Raw genomic sequence first — 12,774 nt, forward strand, 5'->3', positions numbered from 1 at the left:
CTCGGTGGATCAGGCCTCCTGCAAAGCCCGCGGCCGCCCGCTGCGTTGCTCATCGGCACTGCCCTGGGCCTGCTGCAACTGGAAGTCGAACTTCAGCTCGGCATGCCGACCATCCGGCCCTTCGACGAACACCACCTCCCCGACCAGCCCGTCCCGTGTGGCATAGGCAAAGTCATCCCATAGGTACTTGTCCCCCGACAGGTTTATCTGCGTGGTCAGGTGCCGGTACCCTGGCGCCGAGATAAAGAAGTGCACATGGGCCGGGCGCTGGCCATGACGGCCCAGCAGGTCCAGGCATTCCTGGGTTGGCCCCTGCGGGTCGCAGCCATAGCCCGATGGCACGATGGAGCGCGCGCGGTAGCGCCCTTGGGCATCGGTAACGATGCGCCGACGCAGGTTGTACGCCGACTGGCTTCGGTCGAAGAACGAATAGGTACCTCGGGTATTGGCATGCCACAGGTCGACCGTGGCACCCGGCAGCGGGTGTCCGTGCGGGTCCAGCACCTGGCCTTCCAGGAACATCACCGTGGCCACGCCCTCCTCGCTGCCGTCGTCCATGCGCACTTCACCTTGGGCAATCGGTGCGCCAGCCACGTACAACGGGCCTTCGATGGTGCGTGGGGTACCGCCAACGCGCCCTGCCTCCTGGTCCTTGGCATCCTGCAGCAGGTCGAGGAAGTGTTCGATGCCCAGCCCCGCCACCAGCAGCCCGGCCTCGCCACGACCGCCCAGGCGGTTGAGGTAGTCGACGGCGTGCCAGAACTCGTCTTCGCTGATGTCCAGGTCTTCGATCAGCCGCGCGGTATCCTGCAGCAGGCGCCGCACGATGCGTTTGAGGCGTAGGTTGCCGGCCGCATTACCAAAGCCTGCGGCCTCCTCGAAGAACTGCTGTACCTCGGCAGTATGGGAAATGTTCACGGTCATAGAGGTTACCTCGTCTTGTTCTGTTCGGTTCAGGCCTGCGCCGCCAGGGCTTGGGCGTGGCGCCGACCACTGGCCAGGTGCACGGCCATGGCCAGCGCGGCGATGGCGCCAGGAATGGCGAAGGCGATGAAATTGAGTTGAAGTGGCAGGTTGATGCCCATCAGCGCACCGCCCAGCAGCGGGCCGACGATGGCGCCATTACGGCCGATGCCCGAGGCCCAGCCCAGGCCGGTAGAGCGCACTGACAGGCCGTACATCTGCGCAGCGCCGGCATACAGCAGAATCTGCGTACCAATGGTGGTGGCGCCGGCAATGAAGATCAGCAGGTACAGCACCGGCATTGGGCTGTTCACCCCCAGCAGGCTGATCGACAATGCGGCGGCAATGAAGAACGCCACCTTCACCTTGACCAGGTTGTAGCGGTCGCCCAGCCAGCCGCCGAGGATTGCCCCGGCCATGCCGCCAAAGTTCAGTGCCAGCAGGAATGACAGGCTTGAGCCCAGGCTGTAGCCGGCGTTGGCCATCAGCTTTGGCAGCCAGGAACTCAGGGCGTAGACCATCAGCAGGCAGCAGAAGAACGCAACCCACAGCGCCAGGGTGCGAATCGCCAGGCCATTGCGGAACAGCTCCAGCACCGAAGCGCCGCTGCCTTTGCGGTCGGCCGCCTGAAGCACATCATCGGCCTGGACATCGCAGTCCGGGTCCAGCCGTTTGAGCAGTGAGCGTGCTTCCTCGATACGGCCTTGGCGCACCAGGAAGCCGATGGATTCAGGCAGGTAGTAAAGAATCACCGGTAACAGCAGCAGAGGCACCGCTGCGGCGAAGAACATCGACTCCCAGCCAAAACGCGGCAGCATGAAGATGCCGACACCTGCCGACAGCATGCCGCCCAGCGAATAGCCACTGAACATGATCGCCACCAGCGTGCTGCGCAGGCGCTTGGGCGCGTATTCGTTCATCAGTGCCACGGCGTTGGGCATCAGGCCGCCACAGCCCAGGCCGGCGATGAAGCGGTAGATGCCAAACTCGCTCGGGCTGCTGGCAAAGCCGTTGAGGATGGTCGCCCCCGAGAACAAGGCGAAACAGATGGCAATGCCCTTCTTGCGCCCGATGCGGTCGGCCAGGCTGCCGAAGGCCAGGGCGCCGAACATCATGCCGAACAGCGCATAGCTGCCCAGTGCACCGGCCTGCAACGGGGTCAGGCCCCACTCTTTCATGATGACCGGCAGTACCACACCGTAGATGAACAGGTCATAGCCGTCGAAAATCAGCAGCAGGCCGCACCAGGCCATGACCATCCAGTGAAACGGGGTAAAGCGCGCATTGTCGATGATCGGGTGTACATCAAGGGTTCGCATGGCATCTGTCGCTCTTGTTTTTGTTTTGGAAGAAAACTTTTGCCTTGAGGTTGCAGTTCAGCCGAGGTCGCCGCCCCCAACCGGCAGGGTCACGCCGGTGATATACGAGGCTTCGTCGGACGCGAGGAACAGAATGGCCCCCACCTGCTCGTCGATGCTGCCGTAGCGGTGCATCAGGCTGCTGTCGAGGGTCTGGTCGACGATCTGCTGGTACCAGTGCTTTTCCTGCTCGGTTTGCGCTGCACTGTTGCGCGGTACGCGCCGGGGCGGCGCTTCGGTGCCACCCGGCGCGGTGGCGTTGACACGGATCCCACGGCCAGCCGTTTCGAAGGCCAGGCAGGCGGTGAGCGCATTGACGCCGCCTTTGGCCGCGCCATAGGGCACACGGTTGACGCCACGGGTGGCGATGGACGAAACGTTGACGATGACGCCGCTGCCACGTTCAAGCATGTAGGGCAGCGCGGCATGGCAGCACCACAGTGTCGGGAATAGCGAACGGCGCACTTCGGCCTCGATCTGCTCGACATCGTAGTGCTCGAAAGGCTTTGCCCAGATGGTGCCGCCGACGTTGTTGACCAAGATGTCGAGGCGGCCGAAGGTTTCCACCGCACTGGCCATGACCCGGGCGCAATCGGTGTGTTGCTCCAGGTCGGCGGTGAGGGTGAGCATGCCTTCGCCGGCCAGCTCGTGGACCAGTTCGGAACGGTCTACGGCCACCACTTGCGCGCCTTCGGCCTTGAGCCGCCAGCACACACCCCGGCCGATGCCTTGGGCGGCACCGGTGACCAGGGCGACCTTGCCTTGGAATCTGTTGTTCATATGCAAATCTCCAGTTCGCGAGAGACCCTGTGGCAGCAATTGTCTTGCTCAAAGCCGGAAAGGCTGCGCGATCACTGTGGGAGCGGGCATGCCCGCGAACACGGGCGAAACCCGTGCCATCCACCGCGCTGCCTGCTTCGCGGGCTCGCCCGCTCCCACAGGGTCGGCGTATTGCTTTGAATCAGAGGGGCTGTCAGGCCGCAGCCGCAAACTTCTCGTAGTAGAAGTTGGCCGGGGTAATGCCCTGTTCGCGCACGTACTGGCTGACCGCTTCCACCATGGGGGGCGGCCCGCACAGGTATACGTCCACATCGCCGTCATTGAGGTGGCGTGGCTCGATGTGCTGGGTGACATAGCCCTTCTGCGGGTACTGGCTGTCCGGGTTGGCGACGCAGGCGCTGTAGGTAAAGTTGGGGATGCGTGCCGCCAGCGCTTGCAGGCGGTCGAGCTCGACCAGGTCGAAGTCGTTGGTCACGCCGTAGATCAGGTGCAACGGGTGCTCACTGCCCTCCTCGGCGATCTTTTCCAGCATCGCGGTGAACGGTGCCAGCCCGGTACCACCCGCCAGCAGCAACAGCGGGCGCTGGATCGGCCGCAGGTAGAAGCTGCCCAACGGTCCGGCCAGGCTCAGGCTGTCGCCAGCCTTGGCAAGGTTGGTCAGGAAGCTGCTCATCAGCCCACCCGGTACGTTGCGGATCAGGAAGCTGACTTCGCCGTCCTTCTGCAGCGAGCTGAACGAGTAGGCCCGGCTCTGCTCGCTGCCCGGCACCTTGAGGTTGACATACTGCCCTGGCAGGAAGGCCAGACGGCTCAGGGCCTCACCCTTGATCGACAGGGCAATGGTGCTGACCGACAGCTGACGGACATCGCTGATGGCGGCCTCGAAACTGGCCTGCTCGGTCTTGCACAGCTGCGACGAAGCCGGGATGCGGATGACGCAGTCGCTTTCGGCGCGCATCTGGCACGTCAGCACGTAGCCTTCGGCGATTTCGTCTTCGCTCAAGGCGTCTTCGATGAAGTTGTCGCCAAGGTCATAATGACCGGACTCAGCCTTGCACTTGCAGGTCCCGCAAGCGCCGTCACGGCAGTCCAGCGGAATGTTTATGCCTTGGCGGTAAGCGGCGTCGGCCACGGTTTCTTGACCGGTGGCTTCAATGAAACGGGTAACCCCGTCTTCGAAATTCAGTGCGATCTGGTAGCTCATGTTGCACCTCGCGGGCGAGCCGGGCCACGGCGCGTCACAAGACGCACCGGGCAATGCTCGCAAAACCCTGTATCAGATGTGGTAGATGTCGATGACCTGGCGGACGTAGTCGTTCTTCAGCACCACCTTCTTGGCCTTGATCAGCGGCTGCTCGCCGCGCAAGTCGAGGGTGTAGAAGCTGGTGCCGAAGTAACTGTCGGTGGTCTTGTAGCGGAAGCTCAGGGTGTGCCAGTTGAAGCGCACCTGGCAGCTGCCCTCGCCCTGCTCGACGATCTCGATGTTGCTGATGTTGTGCGAGGTGCGGGTGTCGGGCACGGTCGCACTGGAGCGCTCGGTCTTGATGCGGAACACGCGGTCTTCCAGGCCGCCACGGTTGCCGTACCAGATCAGCGAGATTTCGCTTTGTGGGTCTTCGGTGAGGGTGTCGTCATCGTCCCAGCTCGGCATCCAGAAGCTGGCATCGCTGGCGTACAGTTCCAGCCACTGGTCCCACTGGGCATCGTCCAGGTAGCGCGCTTCGCGGTACAGGAAGTCGCGTACGGTTTCATACAGGCTCATTGCACGGCCTCCACGGGGATCAGCTGCTGTTCGTCCTTGAGGGCCTGGATCATGGTGTCCTGCCAGTACTTGTGCTGCAGCACGAACAGGCCTTCGTCCTCGGTGCGCACGCCCGACAGCAGGGGTTCGAGTTCAATCTCCTTGGCTGCCTCATCGGCGCCTTCGACCCAGTGTTTGGCGCCGCGGGACATGTCGTTCCAGCCGGTGCCGCCGCCATAGCCGGTCTGGCACGAGCGGAATTCTTCCAGGTCGTCCGGGGTGGCCATGCCGCTGACGTTGAAGAAGTCTTCGTACTGGCGAATACGCTTGGCACGGGCATCGGCGCTCTCGCCTTTCGGCGCGATGCAGTAGATGGTGATTTCGGTCTTGTTCACCGAAATGGGCCGGGCGACGCGGATCTGCGAGCTGAACTGGTCCATCAGGTACACGTTGGGGTACAGGCACAGGTTGCGCGAGTTTTCGATCATCCAGTCGGCGCGGGCCTGGCCGAAATCGGCGGCCAGTTGGTCGCGGCGCTCATAGGCCGGGCGGTCTTCCGGGTTGGCCCAGCGGGTCCACAGCAGCAGGTGGCCGTGGTCGAAGGAATAGAAACCGCCGCCCTGCTTGGCCCAGGCACCCGCACTCATGGTCTTGATCTCGTCACCCGCCTCGCGCTGCTTGCGCTGGTTCTGGGTGGCGGCGTAGTTCCAGTGCACGGAGCTTACGTGGTAGCCGTCAGCGCCGTTTTCGGCGGTGAGCTTCCAGTTGCCTTCGTAAATGTACGAGCTGGCACCGCGCAGCACTTCCAGGCCTTCAGGCGACTGATCGACGATCATGTCGATGATCTTCGCTGACTCGCCCAGGTGCTCGACCAGCGGTTTCACGTCGGCGTTCAGGCTGCCGAACAAAAAGCCCCGGTACGACTCGAAGCGTGCCACCTTGGTCAGGTCGTGGGAGCCGTCGCAGTTGAAGCTGTCGGGGTAGCCGGCGTTGCTGGGGTCTTTCACCTTCAGCAGTTTGCCGCTGTTGTTGAACGTCCAGCCGTGGAACGGGCAGGTATAGCTGGAACGGTTGCCGCGCTTGTGCCGGCATAGCATGGCACCGCGATGGCTGCAGGCGTTGAGGAAGGCATTGAGCTCACCGTCCTTATTGCGCGCGATGAAAATCGGCTGGCGCCCCATGGTCAGGGTGAGGAAGTCATTCTTCTCGGGGATCTGGCTTTCGTGGGCCAGGTAGATCCAGTTGCCCTCGAAGATGTGTTTCATTTCCAGGTCGAACAACCGTGGGTCGGTGAACATCTCCCGCTTGCAGCGGTAGATGCCCTTTTCACGGTCGTCCTCGAGCATGGCATTGAGGTAGTCGAATCCCAGGGACATGGCCAGGGTCTCCCTTGTTATTGTTTAGACCTGGTCAGGTTAGAGGCTGGGATTGGGTCGCAATATCCGGTTTGTGCGGGGTGCTATCCGTTTTGTGCAGGTTGAGGTGACAGGTTCAAGCGTCTCTTCGCGGGCGTACCCGCGAGAGACCGGTACGGTTTAACGCCGGTTGCGCAAGGTTTCGGACGGCAATTCGCCAAACTGCTGTCGATACACCTCGGAGAAACGCCCGAGGTGCAGAAAACCATAATCCATGGCCAGTTCGGTCACGCTACGTACCGAGCAACTGGCATCGCCCAGGCAGGCACGCACCTGTTCCAGCTTGCGTTGTCGCACGTACTGCTTGGGTGTGGTCTGCAGGTGCCGGTCGAACAGCGCATACAACGAGCGCAGGCTCATGCACGCCTGCTCCGCCAGCGCCTCCGCTGTCAGCTCGAACTTAAGGTTGCGGTCGATGTAGTCGATGATCCGCTCCAGGCTTGCACCCGGTGAGCTGAGGCTCTCCCGGCGGATATTGGTGCTCATCAGGGTCAGCAGCTTGCTGGCGACAATCTGGCTGTAATGGCCCTGCACTCTTGGCAGCGAATCGCTCACTTCCGCCTCGTGGCAAACCATGGCCAGCAGGTTGACGAAGCCATCCAGTTCATCCAGCCGGTAATGATTGCGCAAGAACCGCACGCCCCCATCAGGCCGCTGCCAGCGCTGTTCATCGCAGATCGAGTCCAGCAGCCGGGTTGGCACCTTGAGGATGAACTTCTCGCAGTCTTCTGAGTAAGTCAGGTCAACCGGGTCGTCCGGGTTGATCAGCAGCAATTCGCCCGGCACCAGGTGCTGCTCGCGCTTGTGCCCGCGCCACAGGCAGTTGCCATTGAGCAAGACTTGCAGGTGGTAGATGGTTTCCAGCGCAGGCGACGTCACGCGAACACTGCCGCCATAGCTGATACGGCACAGGTCGAGCTCGGCGAACTTGCGATGGCTGAGGCTGGCCTGGGGGTGGGTGGTGCGGGACAAACCGATGCAATGCTGGCCTACATGCTGGTTCACATAATCGGACACAGCGTAAGGGTCGGCGTGGTGAAACACGCTACTGCGCTCGCTCAGCAGGCGGCTTTCCATAGGCAAGGCACTCGGTATCGTTATTGTTCTGGTCGCCGCGCCCTACCGCCTTGTGGGCTGTGGTTGCGGTCATCACGGTCATTCTATCGGGCTGGCAGCGCGTCGCAGGGGCAGGCGACAGCCGGCGGATAGGGGACACTACAGCAAAAAGGCGGGGGTTGGGCAATGCAACGATGGGATTGGCTGGGCGGATAGCGGACAGGTCAGGCGTCATGCGTGTTCGTTTATCGAACAGTATCTTCCGGTACTCGCGTGGCCTGCACGTGACGGCGGAACAAGCGCTCCTGCAACGACCGTCATTCACTGCACCGGCAGGAAGTTCATCAGCAACAGGCTCTGCGCGTAATTCAAGCCTATGCGCCGATAACGCTCATCCAGCAACTCGGCCAGCAAGTCCAGCCGCGCGACGATCTTGCCGAATTCAACGGCAAAACTCAGGTTGCTGCCCTCCTCCGAGATCTCGTTCGAGAACAGCAGCAACACCCCATTGGCATCTTGCCGCTGGCTGAGCATCCATGTTGCCTTCTCGATATTGCGCGCGGCGTTGTTGACGAACAGGGGGTCGATGGTATCGGTCATGTAGAACTCGGTACGCCCGCCATGCGCGGTGATCAGCATGCTGCCAATGGCGTAGATGAAGGCGCCGACCCGGTCCCCGCGAAACTCGGGGCTCAGGGCGTAGCTCAAGGCTGCAAGGTCACGGCGGTTGCCCAGTTGTGGCAGCGGCCGGCGCTGTTCGATGGCAATGCGGATCTGTCGCTCGGCAGTGGCGGCGTCCAGGTAACCAGACATCTTCCACTGGCTGGGGTTGCGCAGGTACAGCTTGTTCATCAGCAGGTACAGGCTTTGCAGGTTGTCGCGCATCGACAGCGTGGCCAGGCGGTCGACGCTGGTCTGGAACAGCTCGCTGGGTTTACCGTTGCCGAGCTGGTTGACCATGTCACGGCCCTGCTGCTGCGTACAGGCGCACAGGCATGCCAGGGCACTTGTCAGAAGCAGGCGGGGGAGGAAATTCGGGTAGCTTGCAACCATCGGCACCGGGTCGATATTCGGCGGCTGCGCTGGGAGTCAGCGCGGCCTGGCCAAGCATAGAGCCCGAAAATGGGAAAAAGTGCGGTGGCTGGAGAGAATGCAAACCTGTGGCGGCCTCTTCGCGGGTGAACCCGCTCCCCCAAAAAGGGACTCGCCCGCGAAGAGGCCAGGGCCGACGAGCCCGGATCACATGGCGTGGCGCAGCATCTCCAGCAGCTGCGCATGCAGCGCAGGGTCACCACAGGCCACCACGCACCCGCCATCCTGCGCCGAACTGCCATCCCACGCCGTGATCACGCCACCCGCCCCTTCGATGATCGGCATCAGTGCCTGTACGTCATACGGCTGAAGGCTCGCTTCGACAATCACGTCGACAAAGCCCGAGGCCAGCATGCAGTAGGCATAGCAATCACCGCCGTACCGCATCAATCGCGCCTTGCCGGCGACCGCTTCGAATGCCGCCTTGCGCTCGGCGGTGTCGAACATGTCCGGCGTGGTGCACATCAGCGTGGCGGCAGACAGGTCAACGCAGGCACGCGTCTTCAGGGGCGTGCCACTGCGCCAGGCGCCTGCCGGGGTACCCACGAAACGTTCGCCGGTGAACGGCTGGTTCATCACGCCCAGCACCGGGCGGGTGCCGTCATTCAGGGCAATCAAGGTGCCCCACAGCGGCAAGCCGGTAATGAAGGCGCGGGTGCCATCGATCGGGTCCAGCACCCACGTCAACGGGCTGCTGCCCACTGCAACACCGGCCTCTTCGCCAAGAATGCCATGTTCGGGGTAACGTGCCTGGATCAACTCACGCATGGCGTCTTCAGCGGCCTTGTCGGCCACGGTCACCGGGTCATACAGACGCCCGCCCTTGTCCTCGACATCCAGGCTGGCGCGGAAGTACGGCGCGATCGCTGCAGCGGCAGCATCGGCCAATTGCTCGGCAAAGGCGCGATACTCAACGATCTGTTCAGCACTCAGGGACATGGGACGGGCCTCGTGACAATGATGGGGCACGCATCATACCCGACACATCGCCCCGGTGTACGCTGCGGCAGTCTAGACTGAACATGATCAGGTTACCGGGGGGCTGCCACACGTGGAGGTGTGCGATGAGCCAGTTCAAACGTCTGTTCGTCATGCTCGGCCCGCAAATGCGTCATACGCCTGCGCTGCAACGCGCGGCGGCGTTGGCAGAGTCCAGCGGTGCCCTGCTGGATATCAATGTGTTCGTCGACGACGTCGACACCTTTGGCTTGATGAGCGATGGTCGTGAGCGTGAGCGGCTGCTCAGCGACAACCGCCAGTGGCTGGCGGATGAGGCCGAACAGCTGAGCGATGCCGGTGTGGACGTGTCCACCGAGCTGTTGTTGACCCGCGACCCGCTGGGCAGCGTACTGGAACGGGTCGAACGGCTGGGCTGCGATCTGTTGGTCAAGGACGTACAGCACGAGCCCGTACTCAAACGCCTGCTGGTCACGCCGCTGGACTGGCAGTTGCTCAAGGACAGCCCGGTCGCCGTGCACCTGGTCAGCGACATTCGCCTGCCCCTGCCACGGCAGATCGCCGCCGCGGTGGACCTGAACAGCCACGGCGCTGGCGAACACCTGGACGAGCAGGTCATCCAGTGCGCCCATGACCTGGCCCTGCAGTGCAACGCCGAACTACACCTGCTGCATGTGTGCGACGCGGCCAAGACCCACATCGCCGACTTCGGCGCCGGTACGGTCACCATGCCCGGCTTCGACAGCAGTGTGCGAACCGCGCAGCGGGCGGCGTTCAACCGCCTGGGCGACCATCACCAGATCCCGCTGGAGCGCCGGCACTTCCTCGAAGGGGCCGCGATCAGGGCCATTGCCCAGTTCGTCGGCCACAACCGGGTGGACGTGATCGTCATGGGCAGCCACCGGCATGACGCCATGCAGACATTCCTGGGCGGGACAACGGCGCATGTGCTGGAACACCCGCTGTGCAATGTGCTGGCGATCAAGGCTGTTCGCTGAGCTTCAGCAGCCTGCCCAGGGGCCAGGCAGGAATAACCTTGTACTGCGAAGAGGCACTTGCACCCACAGAGCAGCTTCTAACCTGTCGGCCCCTTCGCAGTGCCCTGCAGGCACTGTTGTCACTGACGCTTTATCGTCGCTGGTATCTGGTACACCAGTGCCACTCAAAATTAATGCATTTGATAATGATTCGTAGTATGTTCGCGTCGTTTCCCGACCCAGCCCCTCAGCGCCCTATTCAAGGACCGTACTGTCGATGCGCCGCACGTTCGTTTCGCTTTGTGTGCTTCATGCTGTCTCCCCGCTGGCCTTTGCCGAGCCTGAACCGCTCAGCGACCCTAACCCGATCGAACTCCAGGCCCTGAGCATCACCAGTACTGCCGACGGTGAACGCGCCGACGGCCCGGTCGATGGCTACAAGGCCACCCGCTCGGCCAGTGCCACCCGCACCGACACGGCGCTGCACGAAACCCCGCAATCGGTCAGCGTGGTGCCCAAGGATGTGCTGGTAGACACGGGCGCCACGCGCCTGCAGGACGGCCTGGACTACGCCGGGGGTGTCGGCCGCGCCAACAACTTCGGCGGCCAGGGGCTGACAACGTTCACCGTGCGTGGCTTCACGACCGGAGAGTTCTATCGCAACGGCTTTCCGATCAACCGCGGATACCCCAATGCTCCGGATGCCAACACCGTCGAGCGCCTGGAGGTCATCCGTGGCCCGGCCAGCAGCCTGTACGGCCGTGGCGACCCCGGCGGTACGTTCAACGTGGTCAGCAAGCAGCCGTTGCCCGAGTCCAAGGTCACCCTTGGCAGCCAGTTCGACGACCAGGGCATGCACCGTGCCACCCTTGATGCCACCGGGCCGCTGAGCCAGGACGGCTCGCTGGCCTACCGCCTGAACGTACTGGGCGAAGGCGGCGACAGCTTCCGCGACGATGTCGAAAGCGAGCGCTACGATGTCGCTCCGGTCATCAGCTGGCAGGTCAATGACGCCACGAAGATCACCTTCGAAGGCGATTTCATGCGCAACAACCACCCCCTCGATCGCGGCCTGACCCGCTACCCCACCCAGACCGGCAGCGCCTCGCGCGATACCTATATCTGGGAAAAAGGCAGCGACAACCTGCTGCACAATGACAACAACATGGCGCAGGTGCGCTTCGAGCACCTGCTCAATGACAACTGGTCGCTGGCTGGCGGGTTCCAGTTCCTCGATGGCTCGCTCAAGGGCAACGCTGTCGAAGCCGACGGCGCACCGGCAGATGGACGCACGCTGCAGCGCAACTTCAACTACCGCAAGCTGGAGTGGACCGACCGCGACTGGCAGCTGAACCTGACCGGGCATTTTGACACCGGCAATTTCAGCCATACCTTGTTGACCGGGGTCGAATACGAGAACTACGACTACAACTCGATCATCCAGCGTTCCTCGGCAGCCTACCCAATCGACATCTACAACCCGGTACTGGGCCAGCCGCGTCCGGCCCTGAACCGCACCACCACCTGGGACAAGGAAAACCTGCAGACGTGGGCGTTCTTCATTCAGGACCAAGTGGCCCTGACCGAGCGTTTGAAGGCATTGGCAGGCGTGCGCTTCGAGCGTTTCGAGCATGACTATGACAACAAGCTGAACAATGCCGGCGATTTCAGCAAGGGCGAAAACGGCGTCACACCCCGCCTTGGCTTGATCTACGACCTGACCGATACCCTGGCGGTCTACGCCAACACCGCACGCTCGTTCAAACCCAATACGGGCACGCCGGCCAGTGGCGGTGGTTTCGACCCGGAGAAGGGCAAATCCTACGAGCTGGGTGTGAAATGGGAGTCACTCGACCGCCAGTTGAGTGTCGACGCGGCGATCTACCACATCGTCAAGGAGAACGTACTGACCAACGACCCGAGCGACCTTACTGGTACTTACAAGATCGCGGCCGGCGAGGTGCGCAGCCGTGGCCTGGACATCAACGTCGCCGGCAACCTCACCCCCGAATGGCGCATGATCGGTGGCTATGCCTACGTGGACGCCGAAGTCACCAAGGACACCACCCTGCCCAAGGGAACGCGCCTGGCCAATATCCCGCGCAGCACCTTTAGCCTGCTGAACACTTACGAGTTCCAGGATGGCCTGGTCAAAGGCCTTGGCCTGGGCGTAGGCGTTAAGTATGTAGACGACCGTGCCGGGCAGACATCGGCAGCCACCTACACGATGGAACGCTACAGCGTGGTCGACCTGTTGAGCTTCTACAAGGTCAATGAACACGTGCGGTTGAACCTGGACGTGAAAAACGTGTTCAACAAGGGGTATGACGAAGGGGCGTTCAACAACTACGTATACCCCGGCGCACCGCGCACGGTGCAGGCCGGCGTTTCGTATACCTTCTGAATTGCCGGGGCCGCGCCGCGGCCCCGTCATG

General features: G+C 62.6%; 11 protein-coding genes. 2 read left to right on the top strand and 9 right to left on the bottom strand.

Going from position 1 to position 12,774, the window contains the following annotated elements; all coding sequences use genetic code 11:
* Positions 1-9: 9 nt before the first annotated feature.
* From catA to hisN, 9 genes are all read right to left on the bottom strand, one after another.
* Entirely contained in the window at positions 10-924 is a 915-nt protein-coding gene (gene catA / locus I8746_RS07105) for a catechol 1,2-dioxygenase (RefSeq protein ID WP_221100385.1), read from the bottom strand.
* 29 nt (positions 925-953) lie between these two features.
* Positions 954-2,282, bottom strand: a complete 1,329-nt coding sequence (locus I8746_RS07110) for an aromatic acid/H+ symport family MFS transporter (RefSeq protein ID WP_004374334.1) — start codon at positions 2,280-2,282, stop codon at positions 954-956.
* Positions 2,283-2,339: 57 nt separating this feature from the next.
* Positions 2,340-3,101, bottom strand: coding sequence for a 1,6-dihydroxycyclohexa-2,4-diene-1-carboxylate dehydrogenase (locus tag I8746_RS07115; RefSeq protein WP_004374331.1), 762 nt, complete (start codon positions 3,099-3,101; stop codon positions 2,340-2,342).
* Positions 3,102-3,294: 193 nt separating this feature from the next.
* Positions 3,295-4,305, bottom strand: a complete 1,011-nt coding sequence (benC, locus tag I8746_RS07120; RefSeq protein ID WP_221100386.1) for a benzoate 1,2-dioxygenase electron transfer component BenC — start codon at positions 4,303-4,305, stop codon at positions 3,295-3,297.
* Between the two features lie 72 nt (positions 4,306-4,377).
* A complete protein-coding gene (benB, locus tag I8746_RS07125; RefSeq protein ID WP_004374327.1) occupies positions 4,378-4,863 on the bottom strand; it encodes a benzoate 1,2-dioxygenase small subunit in 486 nt (161 codons plus the stop codon).
* Positions 4,860-6,218 (bottom strand): benzoate 1,2-dioxygenase large subunit, encoded by a 1,359-nt coding sequence (gene benA, locus I8746_RS07130; RefSeq protein WP_004374325.1) that lies wholly within the window; start codon positions 6,216-6,218, stop codon positions 4,860-4,862. The genes benB and benA overlap by 4 nt, the downstream gene beginning before the upstream one ends.
* 159 nt (positions 6,219-6,377) lie before the next feature.
* Entirely contained in the window at positions 6,378-7,334 is a 957-nt protein-coding gene (locus I8746_RS07135; protein WP_012052360.1) for an AraC family transcriptional regulator, read from the bottom strand.
* A 300-nt stretch (positions 7,335-7,634) separates the two neighbouring features.
* Positions 7,635-8,366 carry a hypothetical protein gene (locus I8746_RS07140; protein WP_012052361.1) on the bottom strand — a complete coding sequence of 244 codons (732 nt, stop codon included), beginning with the start codon at positions 8,364-8,366 and terminating at the stop codon, positions 7,635-7,637.
* Between the two features lie 186 nt (positions 8,367-8,552).
* Positions 8,553-9,344 (bottom strand): histidinol-phosphatase, encoded by a 792-nt coding sequence (hisN, locus tag I8746_RS07145; RefSeq protein WP_221100387.1) that lies wholly within the window; start codon positions 9,342-9,344, stop codon positions 8,553-8,555.
* Between the two features lie 125 nt (positions 9,345-9,469).
* On the opposite strand from hisN, the gene I8746_RS07150 reads away from it, so the two are divergent.
* Complete coding sequence (locus I8746_RS07150; protein ID WP_004374313.1) at positions 9,470-10,360, top strand: universal stress protein; 891 nt, start codon at positions 9,470-9,472, stop codon at positions 10,358-10,360.
* Between the two features lie 256 nt (positions 10,361-10,616).
* A complete protein-coding gene (locus I8746_RS07155) occupies positions 10,617-12,743 on the top strand; it encodes a TonB-dependent siderophore receptor (protein ID WP_221100388.1) in 2,127 nt (708 codons plus the stop codon).
* Positions 12,744-12,774: the final 31 nt, after the last annotated feature.

The organism is Pseudomonas sp. USTB-Z, assembly GCF_019691255.1.
Classification (GTDB): Bacteria; Pseudomonadota; Gammaproteobacteria; order Pseudomonadales; family Pseudomonadaceae; genus Aquipseudomonas; species Aquipseudomonas alloputida.